This window comes from Paracoccus saliphilus (genome assembly GCF_028553805.1).
GTDB classification, from domain to species: domain Bacteria; phylum Pseudomonadota; class Alphaproteobacteria; order Rhodobacterales; family Rhodobacteraceae; genus Paracoccus; species Paracoccus saliphilus.
Map to the genome: position 1 here is coordinate 773,117 of NZ_CP067140.1, position 22,353 is coordinate 795,469.

The window sequence follows — 22,353 nt, forward strand, 5'->3', positions numbered from 1 at the left end:
CCTTTTGATCTAAATATTATGAAAAACTATCCATATATGCAATCTCCGGCGCCTGACTTGTTCCTAGGCTGAGTTTCCAGACAGCCACCTGCATTATGGAAGCCTGCGAATGAACTATGAGCGCGCAAAATACGCGAAACTTCTTGAACCTCTGGAAATGCGTCACAAGACGCTGCGCAATCGTATCGTGTTCGGTGCTCACACAGCCAACATGGCTGAGGGTGGTTTGCCTGGAGAGCGGCATCTTGGATACTATTTGGAGCGCGCGCGAGGGGGAGCCGGCATGATCGTGGTCGAGCCGATGCCGGTTCACCCTACGGCCGTGTTGACTCGTGGCAATTTCAAACCCTGCTCTGACGAGGTGATCCCGGGTTTCCGTCGAATTACCGAGGTCTGTAAGGCCGAGGGTGCGACCATGCTGCAGCAGATTTATCACGTGGGTCAGCACGGTGACTACGATCTGTCATATCAACCAAACTGGTCGCCTTCCGGATTGCCCTCGTTTCATGATGGCGATGGCAGTCACCGAATGAGCGAATCCGAAATCGAAACTCTGATCGACTGTTTCGTTCAGGCTGCCATACGTGCGCGCGCCTGCGGTTTTGAGGGGGTCGAGATATTTGGGGCCTATAACTCGTTGCTGGAGCAGTTCTGGCTGCCCTGGAACAATCGGCGAGACGACCGATGGGGCGGGACATTGGAGAACCGGATGCGGTTCACCACCGAAATGGTATCGCGTATTCGGAAAGCCGCAGGCGATGAATTCATTATCGGCATCGCTTCCAGTATCGAGCGCGATGTCAATGTTGGTCTGAAGGTGGAGGAACTACAGGAGATTGCCTCCTATCTCGATGACCGTGCGCTGATCGATTATATCTCTGTTGGGACGGGCAGTTATTTTGACCATAGTTCCACAATTCCGGGATTCCTGAACGCCGACAAGCTCGGCGCGCCCAATGCGGAGGCCCTGAAGGCGGTTTGCAAGCATATCCGGGTACAGGCGGAAAGTCATATACGCACGCCTGAGAACGCCAACGAGGTCATTACGTCCGGTGGAGCAGATTTGGTTTCGATCGTGCGAGGGCAGATCGCCGATCCCCACTGGGTCAACAAGGTCGCCCAGAACCGTGATACGGATGTGCGTGGCTGCATTTCGTGCAACCAGATGTGCTGGGGCCGCCGATCGCGAGACTATTGGATCTCGTGTCTGGTCAATCCTTCTGCCGGGCGCGAGTTCGAATGGGGCGGCGACAGCTTTACTGCCGCCGACAAGTCCAAGCGCCTTCTTGTCGTCGGGGGTGGGCCGGCGGGGCTTGAAGCGGCGCGGGTTGCGGCGGAACGCGGTCACAGCGTCACGCTTGTCGAGGCTTCCTCTAAACTGGGCGGCCAGTTCCGGCTGGCGGGTCTCCAGCATCGCCGTTCGCAGATTCTTGAGTTGATTGAGTGGTATGAAAGGCAATTCGAACGGCTGGACGTGAAAGTCCAGTTCAACAGCCCGGTCGATGGCGAGGATATTCTGAGCTACGAAGCCGACGAGGTGATCGTCGCCACTGGCTCTCTACCTGCAGAGACAGGTTTTCAACGCGTATTGCCGGAGCTGGAGCGCTTGCCGGGAGCAGAGAAGAAGAATGTCTTCTCGGTCGAGGACGTGATGACCAACAATGCCAAGTTGGGGGGGCATGTGTTGGTTCTGGACGACACGGGCGACTGGCGTGGCCTTGGCACCGCGATGCATATTGCCAGCCGCGGTCACCGGGTTAGCGTGGTGACCGGCTGGCCGCTAGTAGGGCAGTTCTTGCCGCGCACTCTGAGCGACAACGACAGCCGGGCGCGGGTCAAGGCCTCGGGCGGCAGTCTCCTGACCGAGACTGCCATAACTGAATGGACGGACAGCGGCGCCCGACTCCGCAGTGTCCTTGATCGCAGTGAAAGCTTCATCGAGGCGGATACACTCATCCTGGCCACCACCAATATCTCGGAAGATTGGATTATGGCCGAACTCGAAAACCTGAACTCAGCACAGTCTAAGCACCTGATCGGGGATGCTATGGCACCGCGGCTGGCCGTTGCCGCAATCTACGAGGGTCGCGTCCTTGGCCAGGCGATCTAACGGATATCGACCGCTAGGGGCGGTCTCCGGCCCTGGCGAAACAAGAAAAAAATACTGCAACAAGGAAGGCTGACATGTCTGACAGGAACAAGATCAACTATCTCTATGCGCGGGGGCACACCACGCGCCGCAGTTTCATCGCGAGCGCGACGGCACTTGGACTTGGCGCAACCGCAGCCTCGGGCCTCTGGACTATGGCAGCGGCGCAAACCCCCAGCCCGACACGCGGCGGATTGCTGCGTGCGGGACTGATAGGGGGCTCGACCTCCGATACGCTGGATCCTGCGACGTTCAACGATACGTTCATGATCTCGGTCTCGCATGCGATCCGCGACCACCTCGTTGATGTGGGCTACGATAACTCGCTGCAACCGGCATTGGCTGAAAGCTGGGAGACGTCGCAGGATGCGAAGACCTGGAGGTTCAAGCTACGTCAGGGTGTCAGCTTCTCAGATGGCAAACCGCTGACCACCGATGATGTCATTGCTTCTCTCAATCTACACAGGGGAGAGGATAGCAGCTCGGGTGCGAAAGGCCTTTTCGAGACGGTTTCGGATATTCAAGCTGATGGTAGCGATACTATCGTGATCACCCTTTCAGCTGGTGATATCGATTTTCCTTATTTGCTGACCGATTACCATGTGCCAATCCTGCCGACGAAGGATGGGAAGGCTGATGTCATGTCCCGGATAGGCACCGGCCTCTATACGCTTGAAAGTTTCGAGCCGGGCGTGAGTGCCGAGTTGAAGCGTAATCCTGATGCCTGGCAGGCCGGAGAACTGGGATTCTTCGATGAGGCCCGGATCCTTGTCATCGCCGACAACACGGCACGCCAGAACGCCGTCATCAATGGCGAGGTCGATGTGATCAACCGCCCGGAACTGCGCCTGATGCAGCGAATGGCACGGGTGCAGGGGCTGCGAGCGGAGACCGTGACGTCGAACATCCACTACACGATGCCTATGCATATGGATGTCGCGCCCTTCGACAATCCCGATTTCCGCATGGCGATGAAATACGCGCTCAACCGGGAGGAGTTTATCGAGAAGGTGCTGTTCGGTTACGGCAAGGTCGGGAACGATAACCCGATCGGGCCGGGCTTCCGCTTCCACGATGCCAGCCTGCCCCAACGCGAGTTCGACCTCGACAAGGCTAAATTTCACATCGAAAAGGCGGAATTGAACGGTATCCAGGTCAATCTGTCTGCAGCCGATGCGGCTTTCGTCGGCGCAGTGGACGCTGCAGTTCTGATGGCCGAGAATGTACGCAATATTGGTGTGAATATCAATGTCGTGCGTGAACCCAATGATGGCTACTGGTCGAACATCTGGCTGAAAAAGCCTTGGTGCACATGTTTTTGGGGGTCACGGCCAGTCGAGGACATGATGCTGTCGATCGCCTATCGCACGGGGGCGCCTTGGAACGACACGCATATCCAGATCGAACAACTGGATCAATTGATCACGACTGCACGGGCCGAAATCGACGAGGAGAAGCGGCGCCAGCAATATGCCGACATTCAGCACATCATTGCGGAACAGGGGGGCAGTCTTGTTCCGGCATTCGCGCAAGAGGTGATGCTGCTCAACGACAAGGTCGCCACTACCGGCAAATACGGCGGCGGATGGGAAATGGACGGCGGCCATTTCATCAAGCGCTGGTGGGCGGCCTGAGATGAAGGCCAGTCGGCCCGATTTCGGACCGGCTTTCCCGTTCACGAATTCTATGTGAGGTATCGCCCCGTATGGCTCATATGTGGAGATTGGTCGGTCGACGTCTGCTCCTGGCGCTTGCGATCCTGTTTGTCATCTCAATCCTGATCTTTGGCGCGCTGGAGTTATTGCCGGGCGATGCAGCCGAGGCTTTGCTGGGACAGGCAGCCTCTCCGGAAACGGTGGCTGCCCTGCGACGGGACCTTGGCCTCGATCAGCCTCTGGTTCTACGCTACCTGTCCTGGCTCGCCGGAGCATTACAGGGAGATTTCGGTATATCTCTCGCCAGTCGCCAGCCAATCGGGGAACTGATCAGCGGACGGTTCCAGAACACGCTGTTCCTTGCACTCTATGCGGCCGCCATCGCTGTTCCCATCTCGCTGGTTCTGGGATTGGCATCGGCCATGCTGCGCAACACGATCTTTGATCGGTTGGTCAACGTCACTGCCTTGTCGGCGATCTCATTTCCCGATTTCTTCGTTGCGTATATCCTGATTTTCCTGCTTGCGCAGACCGGGATGTTCCCAACGATCGCGTCGGGCGTGGCAACTGCGGATTTCGTGGGGCGACTGCATATGAGCTTTCTGCCGGCCGTGACACTCAGTCTTGCAGTTTCAGCGCATATGTTGCGCATGACGCGAGCCTCAATCGTCAATCTTTTGGCATCACCATATATTGAAATGGCACACCTCAAGGGGGCGGGTCCGATCCGTCTGGTTCTGATTCACGCGCTCCCGAATGCGGCCTCACCGATCATCAATGTGGTGGCGATCAACCTAGCCTATCTGGTCACCGGGGTCGTGGTTGTCGAGGTGGTTTTTGCCTATCCAGGCATGGGACAGTTGATGGTAGATTCCGTATCTAAACGCGATGTTCCGGTGGTGCAGGCCGCCGCGTTGATCTTTGCCTGTGCCTATGTCCTGCTCAACCTTCTAGCAGATGTGCTGGCGATCCTGACAAACCCACGCGTGTTGCACCGGCGCTGAGAAGGAATGATGGACACCATGACAACCCTGCTTCTCCCCTTCGGTTGGGCCATTGTGGCGCTGGCCTGTGCTGCAGTAGTTGGCTGGAGCTGCCGTGCGGCCCTCGTGCTGGTTCTGCCTGCCCGAAATGCGCGCACCGTTCGCCATGCGCCGCTGACCGCGACCTTCGGCATGGCCGTCATCGCAGCCTATGTCATAGTCGTGCTGGCAGCGCCCCTGATCGCACCTCATGGCGAAAGGATCGTGCTGGACGCCGAATACTTGCCCTGGAACTCCACTTATCCGTTGGGCACCGACAATCTGGGCAGGGACATGCTGTCGCGGCTGATCTTCGGTATCCGCAACTCTGTTGGGATCGCCTTCGCGACGACGGTTCTGGCCTTCCTGGCCGGTGCGATCGGAGGACTCCTGGCCGCCACGATCGGCGGCTGGCTGGACCAACTCCTCAGCCGCATCGTCGATGTGCTGATGGCAATTCCGTCATTGATCTTTGCGCTGTTAATGTTGTCGATCCTGGGAACCTCGATTCCAAATTTGATCCTGGTAATCGCCATCGTCGATGCCACGAGGGTTTTTCGTATCGCCCGTGCGGTTGCAGCCAATATCGTGGTCATGGAGTATGTCGAATCTGCCCGGCTGCGAGGCGCGGGGCTCTGGCGATTGATTGGACGCGAGATCTTGCCCAATGCGATGCCGCCTTTGGTCGCGGAGTTTGGTTTGCGATTCTGTTTTGTTTTCCTGTCGATCTCGGCACTTTCTTTTCTTGGACTTGGAGTGCAGCCACCGAGCGCGGATTTAGGGGCCATGGTGCGCGAGAACGCCTCGCTGATTACCTTCGGTGACATCACCCCGATCCTGCCCGCCGCGCTCATTGCCTTGCTGACCGTAGCGGTGAACTTTGTCGTCGACTGGGCGCTGCACCTTTCCAGCGGGTTGAAGGAGTAATGGAATGACCGAGACATCCAATCATACATCCTCCGCCAGCCCGCTTCTCGATATTCGGGCCCTGCAGATCGAAGGCAAACGGGATTACAGCTGGTCTGAGATCGTGAAGGGCGTCACCTTGACCCTCCATCGCGGCGAAGTCCTCGGATTGATCGGAGAATCCGGTGCGGGAAAATCCACGATCGGACTTGCGGCGATGGGTTATGCACGAGATGGCTGCCGCCTTTCTGGTGGGCAGGTTTTGTTCGATGGAATGGACCTGCGCAGAGCCACGGCACGGCAGCTTGCCGATTTGCGCGGTCGACGGATTGCCTATGTGGCGCAATCCGCCGCCGCCAGTCTCAATCCTGCCTGGCGTATTATCGATCAATATGCCGAGGGGCCAAAGATCCATGGCATAATGTCTGCAGAGAAGGCACGAAAGGATGCGGTGGACCTGTATACGAGGATGCGACTGCCCGATCCGCAGCAGATTGGGCTCCGCTATCCTCATCAGGTTTCGGGTGGGCAGCTGCAGCGAGCGATGACTGCGATGGCGATGGCCTGTCGTCCGGACCTGATCATTTTTGACGAGCCGACGACTGCGTTGGACGTGACCACTCAGATCGAAGTGCTGGGGGCAATTCGTGATATCGTCGAACAGTTTGACACGGCGGCAATCTATATTACCCACGATCTGGCGGTTGTCGCGCAAATGGCTGACCGCATCAAGGTTCTGCGCGATGGACAAGAAGTTGAGGAGGCGCCGACACGCGAGATGCTTGGCGCGCCAAGGCAAGACTATACGAAATCGCTTTGGGGCGTGCGTAACAAGGTGCATGTACCCAAGCCGGCGCCACCCGAGACTGCGGTGCCCAAGATCTCGGTCAACGGTGTGAGTGCCAGTTACGGAACGGTCAAGGTGCTCGACAACGTTTCGTTCCGGATTCACCGAGGTCATACGACAGCGCTCGTGGGGGAATCGGGCAGTGGTAAATCTACCATGGCTCGGGTCATCGCCGGGCTTCTGTCTCCGACAGCGGGAGAGGTTACATTCGATGACAAGTATCTGGCTGTGGATTTCCGCAAGCGCAGCAAGGAGGACTTGCGGCAGATCCAGATGATCTATCAGATGGCGGACACGGCGCTGAATCCGAGGCATACCATCCGCGAGACACTTGGCTGGCCCATCTCCTTTTTTTCCGGCCTCCGCGGGCGCGCACGCCACGAACGCATACGAGAGCTCTTGCGAATGATCGATCTGGAACCTGACGATTATATCGATCGGTTACCCGCAGAGCTTTCCGGCGGACAGAAGCAACGGATCGGGATAGCCAGGGCACTGGCGGCGAACCCCAGCTTCATCATATGCGATGAGATCACTTCCGCTCTCGATCAGCTGGTGGCCGAAAGCATCCTGGACTTGCTGGACCGGCTGCAGAAGCAATTGGATCTGACCTATATGTTCATTACGCATGATCTGGCCACAGTGAAGGCCATTGCCGACGATGTTGTCGTGATGCGCCGTGGCAAGATTGAAGAAAGCGGCCCCACCGCCGGAATCTTCGCTGATCCCCAGGCAGATTATACCAAGTTGCTTCTTTCCTCCGTGCCGAACATGGATCCTGATTGGCTGACTCGTCGAGCGTCAATGAAGGATGGCTTCGCTTAGCACTACTTTGGCAGATTTTTGCTGATACGACAATCTCCGGATTCACGGGAGGTGTTTTGGGTGATTCATAGGGAGCCAGCTTTGAGGGAGGCTGGCGGATTATGGAGAACTGGCGGGACGATCTGGAGACATGGCTGGCACCGTTTATTGCGGGGCTTGGGCACAAGACGCGGGGGCGGATGTGTCCGGCCTATGTTGCCGGGTTGATCGGCCCGGGTGATCGCAAGAGCGTGCAGCCGATGGCCGAGCGGGACAGGGCGGTCAGCTATGACCAACTGCATCATTTCATCGCCGACGGGGTCTGGGACAGCGCGCCGCTGGAAGCGGCCTTGCTGGCCGAGGCCGACAGGCTGGTTGGCGGCGCGGAGGCCTTTCTGGTCATCGATGATACCTGTCTGCCGAAGAAGGGCGAACGCTCGGTTGGGGTTGCGCCACAATATGCCTCCTCGCTGGGCAAGACCGCGAATTGCCAGTCGCTGGTCTCGGTAACACTGGCGTCGCGCGAGGTGCCGGTGGCGGTGGGGTTGCGGCTGTTTCTACCGGAAGTCTGGACCGACGATCCCGACCGCATGGCCCGAGCCCGGGTGCCGGAATATCGGCGAGCGGCCCTGAGTAAACCTGAGATTGCCATCGAGGAGATTGACCGGGTGAGGGATGCGGGCGTCCGCTTCGGCTGTGTGCTGGCCGATGCGGGTTACGGATCGGGCGGGCCTTTCCGCCAGTCTCTGAGCGAGCGCGGCCTTGCATGGGCGGTCGGCCTGTCGCGGCGCCAGAACGTCTATCCGGCGGATGTCGGGCTGGTCTTTCCCGAGGTGGGACGCGGTCGCCGCCGCAAATATCACCTCCCCGACCGCGTGGCCGTTTCCGCTGAACAGATGCTGAAGGACGAGAAATGGCGGAAGGTCAGCTGGAGGCGTGGGACCAAAGGCAGGTTGAATTGCCAGTTCGCCGCAATCCGTGTCCGCATCGCCGATGGCTATCGGCATCGCATGGCGGATGGCCGTGTGCAGGCTATGCCTGGTGACGAGGAGGTTTGGCTGATCGGTGAACGCCGTGCGACCGGCGAACGGAAATATTACGCCTCGAACCTGCCAGCCGACACCTGCCTCAAGACGCTCGCCGCTACCGTCAAGGCCCGATGGATCTGCGAACAGGCGCATCAACAACTCAAGGAAGAGCTTGGTCTCGATCATTTCGAGGGGCGGTCCTGGACGGGTCTTCACCGACACGCACTGATGACGATGATCGCCTACGCCTTCCTCCAATCCCGCCGCCTCAAGGCTGCGGGACGGGGGAAAAAGAGTCCCGGGACCACCCCCACAACCAACCATGCCAGCCGTCAGGCAAGCAATCCTCGATATCCTGGAGCGTCCACCGCCTATTCGATGCCCTCATTGCGAAAGGCGTATCGCAGCGGGTGAGAAAAATCTGCCAAAGTAGTGTTAGGTTGGGGACTCATTCAAGTCCATGCGATGACGACGGATACAAGGGCCAACGCGGCGAGATAGTTTCGCGCGAGCCTGTCATATCTGGTGGCGATGTATGAGGAGGATCAGAAAACAGTCTGGGGGACTGTTTTCCCGACGATTGGCTAGTTCTTGAGCCTGCCGAACATGCGCTCGATGACATTTCGTCTCCGGTAGGCGTGACGATCCAGCGGGTAGGGCTTGTTGCGTGCTGCATTTGAGGGGATCACGGCTTTGATCCTTCGGTTCCTTAGCCATCCGCGGAACTTGTCGGCATCATAGGCTTTGTCGGCCACGAGCCTCTGGGGGCTCGGCAGGCCCTCCATGATCGGAATAGCTATGGTGATGTCGGCGACATTTCCCGGCGTCGGGGCGAAGGCGACAGGTCGGCCTTGATTATCGGCCAATGCATGGATTTTGCTCGTTCTTCCGCCAAGCGACGTGCCAATCGCTTGAGCCCACGCCCCTCTTTTTCGGTCTGCGCCGAACGGTGCGCCTTAATGTGACTACTATCCAGCGACAGCTCCTCCGGAACCGGCCCGGTCGCCGCCATGCGTTCAAAGATGCCTTGCCAGATGCGCCGCCGCGACCAGCGATGATAACGGTTATAGACCGTGGTGGCTGGACCGTATTCGCTCGGAACGTCCCGTCAACGGCAACCGGTCTTCAGCACGTGTAGAATACCCGAAATCACTCGGCGATCATCCACGCGTGGCTTTCCCGGTTGTCCATGCGGAAGATGCGGTTCGATGGCTTTCCAGGCTGCATCGGAAAGCTAAAACAGGTGATCCTTGGACATGGCGTCTGCTCCTATCCTCATACAGATGAAGAATACCACAATTTATCAAAATCTTGTATGGGTTCTCTGCCTAGCCAAGTGCTACGACCAACCTGTCGTTAATCCTTCACCCTACGACATCTGGCTTGACGAAAGGCTGGCGACGGGCGTTGATCCGACATGGCTACGCGACTTTTCGCTCTATGCCGCAACAACCATCTGTGGCTTGCTTGGAGCAGAGCTTCTCAAGGCAAATCCAGATGCTTCTAAAACTCAGATCGCGCGACACAGGCTTGCGCTGTTGAGTGGTTTCGAGGTTTTGCGGAATGGAGAGGGCGCATTCAGGGAAGCGCTGGCTCGACTCGCCGCCCGTGCCGATGGTCCATTGGACGAGGCGGGTAAGGCCTTCGGCAATTTGTTTGACAGGCTTTCCAGGGATCTTCTGTTTGACGAGGCTTTCGCACCGTTTCGGCAGATCCTTCGCGAATGCATCCTGTCGCATTGGCCCTATGCCGTCGGCGATACATTGCTGGGGGAGCGGGTCAACGAACGCCGCCTGCATTCGGTCGTCACGGCCGCACGTGAGACGGGGGTCTGGGACGCGGTCCTTGATGCAATCCTGACGGATGCGGGCGCGTTCTCACCCGACGATCCACGCGCCCGTAGTCGCAAGACTTTCATCGCAAAGGACTACGCTTCGATACTGACCGAGATCCCAACGTGGGTTGGCCCAGGCGAGATGCTGGCCGCAATGGGAACCACCAAGGCCGCGTTCGCGTCATTGCTGGCTGGCGGTTTGCTTGTGCCACGCACCAGAGCACCGAAAGTCATTGCGCGACGGCGCCCGCTTCCTCGCCCTGGGCGAGGCGGGCCATGTGCCGACACATGTCGTCCTGCATCCCAACACCAGGCGAAAACAGCACCGTATGACCGATGAGGACATCGCAGTTTTCCATCGAAAGTTCCTGACGGTCTCGACGGTCGAAGCGGAATTCGGCCTGCACAGGAACACGATTCTGGCAGTTTTGAGAGCACATAAAGTAGAGCCCTTCAGCTTTGATGGGAAACCTGCCGGCTCGATTTGGTTGAGAGATTCGATAGAGAAGCTCTTCACTCACGATCGCAATTCGTGAGGCTGCTGCCTGCTCGATAGAGCGGTGCATCCATGTCAGAGAAAAATAAAAAATGAAAATCAATCAGTTGAAGTAATTTCTTTCATTACTTCACTTTTCTATTGGCAGGGGGTGTGCATGAAAACGCCAAAATGTGCACTCTTATGACCCATTGACAGTTATTCGGAGTTCTGGCGGTCCCGGAAGGACTTGAACCCTCAACCTGCCGATTAGAAGTCGGCTGCTCTATCCAGTTGAGCTACGGGACCGCGATCCTCGCTTCATGCGTGATCGAGCCGATTTGCGCAAGTCGGTCGTCGATTCGGAAAGGCCACACGAGGACGGATCGACTATTACCCATGGCATGATGATGAAATCAATCGCATATCGGGCGGGATTGGTCCGATAAATGTCTGCGGCTGCCTGGTCTGCCCCGAAATGCTGTGCCGCCGTCAAGCGGCATCGTTCCGAGCGGGGAGTTTCGAATACCGGATCACCGAATCTCGCAATCGCAATGCCAATGGCGATAGCGGGCGACGGCGCAGACTAAGCATATAATAGGGCGAAACTCGGATCTCATGTGGCATCGGCAGGGTTGTCAGTCCCGCGCTGATTGGCGGGTGCAACAGCAATTGTGCGACCTCGTCCGACATTGGTGATACCGCTTCGCTCTGGGCCAGATAGGCGATGGTCAACAACAGCGAAGGACTGCTGACGATATTGCGGGGTTCGGGCAGCCCGACACTGGCAAAGGCAGAGAGCGTGGCCTCGCGGATAGGCGCGCCGCGCTGCTGCATGATCCATTCGTAATCGAGCAATTCGGTCAGTGTGACCGATGCGGCGCGCGAAAGCGGATGGCTGGCACGCGACAGAAAACTGACTTTTTCGTCCCGCATGGGCAGGATGTTGAAATCCCGGCTGTCGAATTCGGGCAGAATCCGGGCCAGCACGAAATCCATGTCACCTGCCGCCAGATGCGTCAGCAAATCGCGCGAGGGCAGGACATCGACGGTGATATCGGCTTCGGGCGCCTGCGCCTTGATCTCGCGGATGGCCGAGACGAGATAGCCCACCGCCGGTCCCGTCACCGCACCTACACGCACAGACCCGGCAGCCCCACCCTGCATTTCCTGCACATCGGTTGCCATGCTGAACATCTCTCGCAGGATCACCCGGGCGCGGCGCAGGACCGTCTGCCCGATCTCGGTCGGCTCCATGCCCTTGGGCTGACGCAGAAACAGCTTTGCATCCACTTGCCGCTCGATCTCCGCCAGCATGCGCGAGGCGGCAGGTTGCGTCATCGCGCAAGTTTCGGCGGCCATCTGAAGCTGCCCGTGCTGCGCGATCTCGTGGATCAACCGCAGCTGCGCAGGTTTGAGCATCAGACGAGAGGGAGGCTTTGGCATATCATTTCCGTTATGCAGATGGCTGAATTTGTCATTTTACCATCATGTCATCGGCTTGTTAAGCGTTTCGCGAATGCCGCCCCGGCGAACGGGTGGCCATTTGGGCGGGGTGAGAGAGCTCTGCCGATCAGAGGGAGGTAAACCATGAAATTCACCACAGCCGCCATTGCGCTTGCGCTCGGCGTTTCAGGACTCGCCTTCGGTGCCATGGCCGAAACCGTGGGTATCTCGATGCCCACGAAATCCTCGGCCCGCTGGATCGACGACGGCAACAACATGGTCAAGCAGTTCGAGGAGGCGGGCTACGACACCGATCTGCAATATGCCGAGGATGATATCCCGAACCAGCTTGCCCAGGTCGAGAACATGATAACCAAGGGCGTTGACGTGCTGGTGATCGCGGCCATCGACGGCACCACGCTGTCGAATGCACTGGCCAATGCCGCCGCCGCCGATATCAAGGTGATCGCCTATGATCGCCTGATCCGCGACACGCCGGATGTCGATTACTATGCCACATTCGACAATTTTCAGGTCGGTGTGCAGCAGGCGAACACGCTGGTTCAGGGTCTGGAAGAGCGCTTCTCCGACGAGAAACCGTGGAATGTCGAGCTGTTCGGCGGCAGCCCCGACGACAACAACGCCTATTTCTTCTATGATGGCGCAATGTCGGTTCTGCAGCCGCTGATCGATGCGGGCGATATCGTGGTCCCGTCGGGACAGATGGGCATGGATACGGTCGGCACGCTGCGTTGGGACGGCGCGGTCGCGCAGTCGCGGATGGATAACCTGCTGTCGGCGAATTACACCGATAAACAGGTGCACGGCGTGTTGTCCCCCTATGACGGCCTGTCGATCGGCATCCTGTCCTCTCTCAAGGGGGTCGGATACGGGTCAGGCGATCTGCCGATGCCGATCGTGTCCGGTCAGGACGCCGAGGTTCAATCGGTCAAGTCGATCATCGCGGGCGAGCAATACGCGACGATCTTCAAGGATACGCGCGAACTTGCCCGTGTGACGGTTGGCATGGTCGATGCGATGCTGAAGGGCGGCGAGCCCGAGATCAACGATACCGAAACCTATGACAACGGCGTCAAGGTCGTGCCGTCCTACCTGTTGGAGCCGCAGCCGGTTGATGCCTCGAACTGGGAAGAGGTGCTGATCGGGTCCGGCTATTACAGCGAAGACGAGATCAAGTAAGCCCGCCTCGATTCCGGGCCGCCCATCTTCGGGCGGCCCTATATCCGCAGCCACCACCGGAGTGCTCCAGCATGACCGCGCTTCTGGAAATGCGCAATATCACCAAGACGTTCCCTGGTGTCAAAGCGCTGGACAATGTCAGCATCAGTGTCCGCGAAGGTGAAATTCACGCCATTTGCGGGGAGAACGGTGCAGGTAAATCCACCTTGATGAAGGTGCTGTCGGGTGTCTATCCCGCCGGCAGCTATGATGGCGAGATCGTCTATGACGGCAAGACCAGCGAATTCGGCGGTATCCGTGACAGCGAAGATCAAGGCATCATCATCATCCACCAGGAACTTGCGCTGGTGCCGCTTTTGTCGATTGCCGAGAATATTTACCTGGGCAATGAACGCGCCAGCAAGGGCGTCGTCAACTGGCGTGAGACGTTCCGGCAAACCGAGGGCCTGCTGGCCAAGGTCGGGCTGCGGGAGGCTCCGGGGATCAAGGTGGACAGCCTTGGTGTCGGCAAGCAGCAACTGGTCGAGATCGCCAAGGCACTTTCGAAGAATGTCCGCCTGCTGATCCTGGACGAGCCCACGGCAGCTTTGTCCGAGGGGGACAGCCAGGCGTTGCTGGATCTGTTGCTGGAACTGAAGCAGCAGGGCGTGACCTCGATCATTATCAGCCACAAGCTGAACGAGGTTCGCCGGGTTGCCGACAGCGTCACGGTGATCCGCGACGGGGCGACCATTTCGACCATCGATGCGCGTGGTGGAGATCTGACAGAAGATCGCATCGTGCGCGACATGGTCGGGCGCGACATGGCCCATCGCTACCCTGATCGCGAGCGGCGTGCGGGCGACATGGTATTCGAGATCAAGGACTGGAATGCCTGGCATCCCGAGCATGCGGACCGGCAGGTGATCCGCGATCTTTCAATGAATGTCCGCGCCGGCGAGGTGGTGGGCATTGCCGGGTTGATGGGCTCGGGGCGCACCGAGCTTGCGATGAGCATTTTCGGCCGCAGCTATGGTCGCAATATCTCGGGGCAGGCATTCATGCGCGGCCAGCCGGTCGATCTTTCCACGGTGGACAGGGCGATTGCGGCGGGGCTCGCCTATGTGACCGAGGACCGCAAGTCCCTTGGCCTGATCCTGGAAGAAACGGTTCGCCGCAACACGGTACTAGCCAATCTGGACGGTGTCGCCAATCGCGGCGTTGTCGATGAAAGCCGCGAGACCGAGGTGGCCGAGAAATACCGCAAGGTGATGAATATCCGCACGCCGAGCGTGTTCCAGAAGGTGATGAACCTGTCGGGCGGCAATCAGCAGAAGGTAGTGCTGGCCAAATGGCTGTTCACTGAACCCGAGGTGTTGATCCTCGACGAACCGACGCGGGGGATCGATGTCGGCGCGAAATATGAAATTTACAACATCATCAATGATCTGAGCGCGGCCGGAAAAGCTGTCATCATGATCTCGTCCGAAATGCCCGAGCTTCTGGGCATGTGCGACCGGATCTATGTCATGAACGAGGGCAGTTTCGTGGGCGAATTGCAGGCCGAAGACGCCTCGCAGGAAAGCATCATGTCGCTGATCGTCAGGGAGTAGGGCAGCATGGAACAGACCGAACGCGCACCGGGTCTTGGTATAGGTGCATATATCGCCAAGCATATCCGCGAATACGGGCTGTTATTTGCCCTGATCGCGATCATGGCCTTCTTCCAGATCATGACCGGCGGGGTCCTGTTGAAACCCGTCAACATCACCAATCTGTTCCTGCAGAACAGTTATATCATCATCATGGCACTTGGCATGCTGCTGGTGATCGTCGGCGGCAATATCGACCTGTCGGTCGGCTCGGTCATGGGGTTCATCGGTGCTCTGGCCGCGGTGATGATCGTCTCATGGGAAATGCCCGTCGGTATCGCGATGGGAATCTGCCTGATCGTCGGTATGTTGATCGGGGCGATACAGGGCTATTTCGTCGCCTATTGGAAAATTCCCTCATTCATCGTGACGCTGGCCGGGATGTTGGTGTTCCGGGGCTTGTCGCTGTGGCTTCTGGCCGGACAATCCATCGGTCCGTTCCCGCGCAACTTTCAGTCCCTTTCCACCGGCTTCATTCCCGACCTGTTCGGACCGGACAAGCCGAATGTGGTGGCATTGGCGATAGGCGTGGCGGCGGTTCTGGTGCTGGTCTGGCTGGCGCTGCGCAACCGGTCCCGCAACATGCGCTACGGGATCGAGGATGAGCCATGGGGGTTGTTCCTGCTCCGCAACGGCATCGTCGCCTTCGCGCTTCTGTTCGTGACCTGGAAACTGGCCTGGTTCCGCGGCCTGCCCAATGTCCTGCTGTCCATGGTGATCCTGACGGTGATCTATGTCTTCATCACGGAACGCACCACGCTAGGGCGCCGCATCTATGCCGTGGGCGGCAATGCCAAGGCCGCCAAGCTGTCCGGTATCCGGACCGAGCGGCTGACTTTCCTGACCTTCGTGAACATGGGGCTTCTGGCGGCGCTGGCCGGGCTGGTCTTTGCGGCGCGGCTGAACACGGCCACCCCAAAGGCGGGCTTCGCGGTCGAGCTGGACGTGATCGCCGCCGTCTTCATCGGCGGGGCATCGATGGCGGGCGGTTCCGGCAAGATCGTCGGCGCAGTCGTCGGCGCTTTCATCATGGGGGTGATGAATAACGGCATGTCGATCCTTGGGATCGGTATCGACTACCAGCAGGTGATCAAGGGCCTGGTGCTGCTCGCCGCCGTGTTTTTCGACGTCTACAACAAGAACAAGGAAGGCTGATCCATGCTTCTGTCGCAAATCCGAATGCCTGACGGTAGCCGTGCCGTCGCCATGCGAGACGGGGATGAGGCCCGGCTGGTTTCTGGTGCCACAGGCACGCTCGACCTGGCGCTTGCTGCAATTTCGGCAGGCCACAAGTTGGGTGATGAAATCGCCGCGCGCGGACTTGGCGAAGCGGTTGATCTGGCAGCAGCGCTGGCCGAGGGCCGGGTGCTCTTGCCGCTAGATCATCCTGATCCGGCGCATCTGCACCTGACCGGAACCGGGCTGACGCATCTGGGCTCCGCATCGACGCGGGACTCCATGCATCAGAAGGCCGATCCCGAGGATATGTCTGATAGCATGAAGATGTTCCGGATGGGCTTGGAAGGCGGCAAGCCCCGTGCCGGCGAGGCCGGGGTGCAACCCGAGTGGTTTTACAAGGGCAACGGTTACGCCACTGCCGCACCCGGAGCGGCGCTGACCTCGCCTTCTTTCGCGCTGGATGCAGGGGAGGAGCCCGAAATCGCGGGGCTCTACATCATTGGCCCTGATGGGCGACCCTACCGGCTTGGCTTTGCGCTGGCAAACGAGTTCTCGGATCACGTCACCGAACGCGGCAATTACCTGTGGCTCGCCCATTCCAAGCTACGTCCTGCAAGCTATGGTCCCGAGATGCTGCTAGGCGATCTGCCGCAGCATGTCGAGGGAGCCAGCCGGGTTCTCCGCGACGGCAAGGCGATCTGGGAAAAACCGTTCCTGTCGGGCGAAGAGAACATGTCCCACAGCCTCGCCAACCTGGAGCACCACCATTTCAAATACGAGTTGTTCCGCAAGCCCGGCGATGTGCATGTGCATTTCTTCGGCACCGCAACCTTGTCATTCGCCGACGGGGTAACCGTCCAGCCGGGCGACGAATTCGAGATTGCCTGCGATGCCTTCGGGCACGCGCTCCGCAATCCACTGGAACAGCAGGCGGCCGGATCGGAATTCGTCGCCGTCGATGCACTCTGAGGTCCCAAATGTCTTTCACTCCCGCACCTTGGCCCCGGAAACTGCGTTCGCAGGAATGGTATGGCGGCAATTCGCGCGACACGATCTACCATCGCGGCTGGTTGAAAAATCAGGGTTATCCGCATGACCTGTTCGATGGGCGCCCGATCATCGGCATCCTGAACACCTGGTCGGATCTGACCCCTTGCAACGGCCATTTGCGGGAACTGGCCGAAAAGGTGAAGGCGGGCGTGTGGGAGGCCGGGGGTTTTCCCGTCGAGGTGCCGGTATTCTCGGCCTCGGAAAACACCTTCCGCCCCTCGGCGATGATGTTCCGCAACCTGGCTGCGCTCGCCATCGAGGAAACCATTCGCGGGCAACCGATGGATGGTGCCGTGCTGCTGGTCGGCTGCGACAAGACCACGCCTTCGCTGATGATGGCTGCGGCATCGACGGATATTCCCTCTATCGTTGTCACCGGCGGGCCGATGCTGAACGGTTATTTCCGGGGCGAGCGCGTCGGTTCCGGCACCCATCTGTGGAAATTCTCAGAAGCCGTGAAGGCGGGTGAGATGACACAGGAGGAGTTCCTGGAGGCCGAGGCGTCGATGAGCCGTTCCTCGGGCACCTGCAACACGATGGGCACGGCCTCCACCATGGCGTCGATGGCCGAGGCCTTGGGCATGGCCCTGTCCGGCAATGCCGCGATCCCGGCCGTGGATTCGCGTCGCCGGGTGATGGCGCAGCTTTCCGGGCGGCGGATCGTGCAGATGGTCAAGGACGATCTCAAGCCATCTGATATCATGACCAAGCCTGCTTTCGAAAACGCCATTCGCACGAATGGTGCGATCGGCGGGTCGACCAATGCCGTAGTCCACCTGTTGGCGATGGCAGGGCGGGTTGGCATAGATGTGACGCTGGACGATTGGGATCGCTGCGGTCGCGATGTGCCGACCATTGTCAACCTGATGCCTTCCGGCGAATACCTGATGGAAGAATTCTTCTATGCTGGCGGCCTGCCCGTCGTCATCAAACGGTTGGGAGAGGCGGGCCTGCTGAACCGTGATGCGCTGACCGTCTCGGGCGACACGATTTGGGACGAGGTGAAGGATGTCATCAATCACAACGAAGACGTCATCCTACCGACCGACAAGGCGCTGACACAACAGGGCGGCATTGCCGTTCTGCGCGGCAATCTTGCCCCGAAAGGCGCGGTGCTGAAACCCTCCGCTGCCAGTCCGAATTTGCTGACCCATCGTGGCCGTGCAGTCGTGTTCGAGGATATCGACGACTACAAGGCGCGGATCAACGACGAGGCGCTGGATATCGACGAAACCTGTGTCATGGTGCTGAAGAATTGCGGGCCCAAGGGTTATCCGGGCATGGCCGAGGTCGGCAATATGGGGCTGCCTCCCAAGGTGCTGAAAAAGGGCATCACAGACATGGTGCGGATCTCGGATGCGCGCATGTCGGGCACCGCCTATGGCACCGTCATTCTGCATACCTCCCCCGAAGCCGCGGCGGGCGGTCCCCTGGCCGTGGTGCAAGACGGCGACATGATCGAACTGGATGTGCCAAACCGCCGCCTGCATCTTGAAATCGGCGACGAGGAACTCGCCGCCCGCTTGGCCGAGTGGCAACCGAGGCATGAGCAGGCCGATAGCGGCTATGCATGGTTGCACCAGCAGCATGTCGGCGGTGCGGATACCGGCGCCGATCTGGAGTTCCTGAAAGGTTGCCGGGGCAACCCGGTCGGAAAGGACAGCCACTGATGAAGCTTGCACTTGTCGGCATCGGAAAGATCGCCCTCGATCAGCATGTTCCCGCCATCGCGGCCAGCCCGGATTGGGAACTGGCCGCCACGGTTTCGCGTAGCGGGACGGTCGATGGTGTCGAGGCCTTCACCCGGATCGAGGACATGTTGGACGCGCGTCCCGATATCGAGCTTGTCAGCCTTTGCCTGCCTCCGGTCCCACGCTTTGCCGCAGCACAGGCGGCGCTGAGGGCGGGCCGGCATCTGATGCTGGAGAAACCACCCGGCGCGACCTTGTCCGAGGTTCACGCGCTCGCCGCCCTGGCACAGGCCCAAGGCGTCAGCCTGTTCGCGACCTGGCATTCGCGCATGGCCCATGCGGTGGCAAAGGCCAAGGCATGGCTGGCGGGCAAGACGATCCGCGAAGGCCGCATCATCTGGCGCGAGGATGTGCGCAAATGGCATCCCGGGCAGGACTGGATATTCGAGGCCGGTGGCATGGGCGTATTCGATCCCGGCATCAATGCCCTGTCGATCCTGACAGAGATCCTGCCCGACCCGGTGCATCTGACGGGTGCCGAACTGGATTTCCCGTCCAACCGGCAGGCACCCATCGCCGCCCGTTTGGCGTTCACGCAGAGCATCTCGGCCGATTTCGATTTCCGGCAGGAAGGCCCGCAGACATGGGACATGGAGTTCTCCACCGATGCGGGGACTCTCGCGTTGCGCATGGGGGGCAATGTGATGGAGGTCGATGGCCAGCCCGCGGGGGGCGAGGACAGCATCATGGGAGAATATCCCGCGCTTTATGCCCGCATGGCGGAGTTAGTTCGATCTGGCAGCTCGGACGTGGACCTGTCGCCGATGGTTCAGGTGGCGGACGCTTTCACACTGGGGCGTCGCAATATCGTCGAAGATTTTGAATTCTAGAAGGAAACGCAATGACTTTCACACCGCATGGCAAACATCTGGTCGCTGGCGAATGGGTCGGGGCGGATCGCAGCTTTCCCTCGACGCCCGCGCATGGACCAGTCTATGAGTTCAGCGCCGGAACCGTCGAGCTGGTGAACCGCGCCGTCGAGGCCGCCGAAGAGGCCTTTTGGTCCTATGGCTACGCGACCCGGGAAGAGCGAGCTGCTTTCCTTGACGCCATCGCGGACGAGATCGAAGAGCGCGCCGATGCGATTACCGAGATCGGAACTCAGGAAACCGGCCTGCCCGAGGCACGGTTGCAGGGCGAGCGTGGGCGTACCACAGGCCAGCTTCGCCTGTTTGCGGAACATATCCGCAAGGGCGACTATCTCGACCGCCGCCATGACGAGGCGCTGCCCGAGCGCAAGCCGTTGCCGCGTCCCGATCTGCGGATGATCCAGCGGCCCATTGGCCCTGTCGCGGTGTTCGGCGCTTCGAATTTCCCGCTGGCTTTCTCGACCGCCGGAGGGGATACCGCCTCGGCGCTGGCCGCAGGCTGCCCGGTGGTGGTCAAGGGGCATCCCGCCCATCCCGGCACCGGCGAGATCGTGGCCGAGGCGATCCATGCCGCTATCACCCGCACCGGCATGCCCAAGGGCGTGTTTTCCTTCATCCATGGCGACAGCCATGAGGTCGGAGGCGCACTTGTCCAGCATTCGCTGATCAAGGCGGTGGGCTTCACCGGCAGCTTGCGCGGTGGCCGGGCGCTGTTCGACCTTTGCGCCGCACGCGCCGAACCGATCCCGTTTTTCGGAGAACTTGGCAGCATCAATCCCTGCTTTGTCCTGCCTGAAGCCCTGGCCGCACGCGGACAGGCGATTGCCGAGGGCTGGACGGGCAGCCTGACCATGGGGGCTGGGCAGTTCTGTACCAATCCCGGCCTGCTGGTCCTGCCGGAAGGCGATGCGGCTGATGCCTTCACCGAGGCTGCCCGTACCGCCCTTGCCGATCCGGCGGCGCAAGTGATGCTGACCGACGACATCGCCGATGCTTACCGTGAAGGCGCCGGGCGCGTCGCCGGGCTGGCCTCGGCGGTGATCGAGACCGAAAGCCCCGGCCGCAATGCCTTGCCGAATATCTACAAGACCAGCGCCGACGATTTCCTGCGCGACCATGCGCTTGGCGAAGAGGTCTTCGGTCCGCTTGGCTTGATCGTCACCGCCCGCGACGAAGATCAGATGCTGGAACTGGCGCGCGGGCTGGAGGGGCAGTTGACCGCGACCCTGCAGATGGACGAGGGCGACACGCCGCTTGCCCGCCGCCTGATGCCGGTATTGGAGCGCAAGGCGGGACGGGTCATGGCCAATGGCTGGCCCACCGGGGTCGAGGTCTGCGATGCGATGGTGCATGGCGGCCCCTATCCCGCATCCACGAATTTCGGAGCCACCAGCGTTGGCACCCTGGCGATCCGCCGCTTCCTGCGGCCGGTCTGTTTCCAGAACATGCCCGAGGAGCTGTTGCCCGAAGACCTGCGGAACTGAGGGAGACGGTTCCAATAAAATTGTAAAACCCAAGGGAGGGAAAAATGAAGACTTTGCTAGGAACGGCTGCTGCGTTGATGATCTCGACGACAGCAGCGATGGCCGAAGGCGAAACGGTAGGCTTCGCCCAGATTGGCTCGGAATCGGGCTGGCGCGCTGCGGAAACGACGCTGACCAAGCAGCAGGCCGAAGAGCGCGGGATCGACCTGCGCTTCTCGGACGCGCAGCAGAAGCAGGAAAACCAGATCGCGGCGATCCGTTCCTTCGTTGCGCAGGGGGTCGATGCGATCCTGCTGGCCCCGGTCGTGGCGACCGGTTGGGATTCGGTGCTGGAAGAGGCGCAAGAGGCCGAGATCCCGGTGGTTCTGCTGGATCGGCAGGTGGACAGCTCTGATGATCTGTACCTGACGGCGGTTGGCTCGGACCTCGTGCATGAGGGCGAGGTCGCAGGCGAATGGCTGGTGAACGCTGTCGGCGACGAGGAATGCCGCATCGTCGAGTTGCAGGGGACGACAGGCTCGACCCCGGCCATCGACCGCAAGACCGGCTTCGAGAATGCCATCGAAGGCCATGACAACCTGGAAATCGTCCGCAGTCAAACTGGTGATTTCACCCGCGCGCAGGGCAAGGAAGTGATGGAGAGCTTCCTGCAGGCCGAGAATGGCGGCAAGGATATCTGCGCACTCTACGCCCATAACGACGATATGGCGGTAGGCGCGATCCAGGCGATCAAGGAAGCCGGGCTGGCACCGGGCGATGATATCCTGATCGTCTCCATCGATGCTGTGCCGGACATCTTCAAGGCCATGGCCGATGGCGAGGCCAATGCCACGGTCGAACTGACCCCGAACATGGCGGGTCCGGCCTTTGACGCGCTGGAGGCGTACTGGGCCGACGGCACGATGCCCGAGAAATTCATCCAGACCGAGTCCAAGCTGTACACGCAGGAGAACGATCCGATGGGTGAATACGAGACGCGCAAGGATCTGGGCTATTGATGATCGTGACCGGGCCGTTTCTCGC

The 22,353-nt window shown here is 59.8% G+C and carries 17 protein-coding genes, 1 tRNA gene and 1 pseudogene; 16 read left to right on the forward strand and 3 right to left on the reverse strand.

Annotated features, from left to right (window positions below; translation table 11 throughout):
* Positions 1–109 precede the first annotated feature (109 nt).
* The 6 genes from JHX88_RS03610 (at position 110) to JHX88_RS03635 (ending at position 8,825) form a co-directional block, all read left to right on the forward strand.
* Positions 110–2,110: an oxidoreductase gene (locus JHX88_RS03610; RefSeq protein ID WP_076527470.1), complete on the forward strand. Its 2,001-nt coding sequence runs from the start codon at positions 110–112 to the stop codon at positions 2,108–2,110.
* Positions 2,111–2,184: 74 nt separating this feature from the next.
* Positions 2,185–3,783 (forward strand): ABC transporter substrate-binding protein, encoded by a 1,599-nt coding sequence (locus JHX88_RS03615; RefSeq protein WP_076527471.1) that lies wholly within the window; start codon positions 2,185–2,187, stop codon positions 3,781–3,783.
* Between the two features lie 71 nt (positions 3,784–3,854).
* Positions 3,855–4,808, forward strand: a complete 954-nt coding sequence (locus JHX88_RS03620; protein ID WP_076527472.1) for an ABC transporter permease — start codon at positions 3,855–3,857, stop codon at positions 4,806–4,808.
* Between the two features lie 18 nt (positions 4,809–4,826).
* On the forward strand, positions 4,827–5,753 hold the full coding sequence (locus JHX88_RS03625) for an ABC transporter permease (RefSeq protein WP_084203253.1): 927 nt from the start codon (positions 4,827–4,829) through the stop codon (positions 5,751–5,753).
* A gap of 4 nt (positions 5,754–5,757) precedes the next feature.
* On the forward strand, positions 5,758–7,404 hold the full coding sequence (locus JHX88_RS03630) for an ABC transporter ATP-binding protein (RefSeq protein ID WP_076527473.1): 1,647 nt from the start codon (positions 5,758–5,760) through the stop codon (positions 7,402–7,404).
* 101 nt (positions 7,405–7,505) lie between these two features.
* Positions 7,506–8,825, forward strand: a complete 1,320-nt coding sequence (locus JHX88_RS03635; protein WP_272848116.1) for an IS701 family transposase — start codon at positions 7,506–7,508, stop codon at positions 8,823–8,825.
* Between the two features lie 38 nt (positions 8,826–8,863).
* Here JHX88_RS03635 and JHX88_RS03640 read toward each other — a convergent pair.
* Positions 8,864–9,621 (reverse strand): annotated as a pseudogene (locus tag JHX88_RS03640) (IS5 family transposase).
* A gap of 46 nt (positions 9,622–9,667) precedes the next feature.
* Here JHX88_RS03640 and JHX88_RS03645 point away from each other — a divergent pair.
* Positions 9,668–10,585 carry a hypothetical protein gene (locus tag JHX88_RS03645; RefSeq protein WP_076527647.1) on the forward strand — a complete coding sequence of 306 codons (918 nt, stop codon included), beginning with the start codon at positions 9,668–9,670 and terminating at the stop codon, positions 10,583–10,585.
* Positions 10,575–10,781, forward strand: a complete 207-nt coding sequence (locus tag JHX88_RS03650) for a hypothetical protein (protein ID WP_076527645.1) — start codon at positions 10,575–10,577, stop codon at positions 10,779–10,781. Before JHX88_RS03645 ends, JHX88_RS03650 begins: the two co-directional genes overlap by 11 nt.
* 171 nt (positions 10,782–10,952) lie before the next feature.
* Here JHX88_RS03650 and JHX88_RS03655 read toward each other — a convergent pair.
* A tRNA-Arg gene (locus tag JHX88_RS03655) sits at positions 10,953–11,029 on the reverse strand.
* Positions 11,030–11,212: 183 nt separating this feature from the next.
* Positions 11,213–12,166 carry a LysR family transcriptional regulator gene (locus JHX88_RS03660; protein WP_076527643.1) on the reverse strand — a complete coding sequence of 318 codons (954 nt, stop codon included), beginning with the start codon at positions 12,164–12,166 and terminating at the stop codon, positions 11,213–11,215.
* 144 nt (positions 12,167–12,310) lie between these two features.
* Between JHX88_RS03660 and chvE the strand changes: the two genes are divergently transcribed.
* From chvE to ytfQ, 8 genes are all read left to right on the forward strand, one after another.
* Positions 12,311–13,366, forward strand: a complete 1,056-nt coding sequence (gene chvE, locus JHX88_RS03665; RefSeq protein ID WP_076527641.1) for a multiple monosaccharide ABC transporter substrate-binding protein — start codon at positions 12,311–12,313, stop codon at positions 13,364–13,366.
* A 71-nt stretch (positions 13,367–13,437) separates the two neighbouring features.
* Positions 13,438–14,958 (forward strand): multiple monosaccharide ABC transporter ATP-binding protein, encoded by a 1,521-nt coding sequence (mmsA, locus tag JHX88_RS03670; protein ID WP_076527639.1) that lies wholly within the window; start codon positions 13,438–13,440, stop codon positions 14,956–14,958.
* A 6-nt stretch (positions 14,959–14,964) separates the two neighbouring features.
* Positions 14,965–16,152 (forward strand): multiple monosaccharide ABC transporter permease, encoded by a 1,188-nt coding sequence (gene mmsB / locus JHX88_RS03675; RefSeq protein ID WP_076527637.1) that lies wholly within the window; start codon positions 14,965–14,967, stop codon positions 16,150–16,152.
* A gap of 3 nt (positions 16,153–16,155) precedes the next feature.
* Positions 16,156–17,145 (forward strand): AraD1 family protein, encoded by a 990-nt coding sequence (gene araD1, locus JHX88_RS03680; RefSeq protein ID WP_076527635.1) that lies wholly within the window; start codon positions 16,156–16,158, stop codon positions 17,143–17,145.
* 8 nt (positions 17,146–17,153) lie between these two features.
* Positions 17,154–18,896 (forward strand): L-arabinonate dehydratase, encoded by a 1,743-nt coding sequence (gene araD, locus JHX88_RS03685; protein ID WP_076527634.1) that lies wholly within the window; start codon positions 17,154–17,156, stop codon positions 18,894–18,896.
* The gene (locus JHX88_RS03690; RefSeq protein WP_076527632.1) at positions 18,896–19,807 is read left to right on the forward strand and encodes a Gfo/Idh/MocA family protein; all 912 of its coding nucleotides are present in this window, start codon (positions 18,896–18,898) and stop codon (positions 19,805–19,807) included. Before araD ends, JHX88_RS03690 begins: the two co-directional genes overlap by 1 nt.
* An 11-nt stretch (positions 19,808–19,818) precedes the next feature.
* Entirely contained in the window at positions 19,819–21,330 is a 1,512-nt protein-coding gene (locus tag JHX88_RS03695; RefSeq protein ID WP_076527630.1) for an aldehyde dehydrogenase (NADP(+)), read from the forward strand.
* 44 nt (positions 21,331–21,374) lie between these two features.
* Positions 21,375–22,328 carry a galactofuranose ABC transporter, galactofuranose-binding protein YtfQ gene (gene ytfQ, locus JHX88_RS03700; protein ID WP_076527629.1) on the forward strand — a complete coding sequence of 318 codons (954 nt, stop codon included), beginning with the start codon at positions 21,375–21,377 and terminating at the stop codon, positions 22,326–22,328.
* Positions 22,329–22,353: the final 25 nt, after the last annotated feature.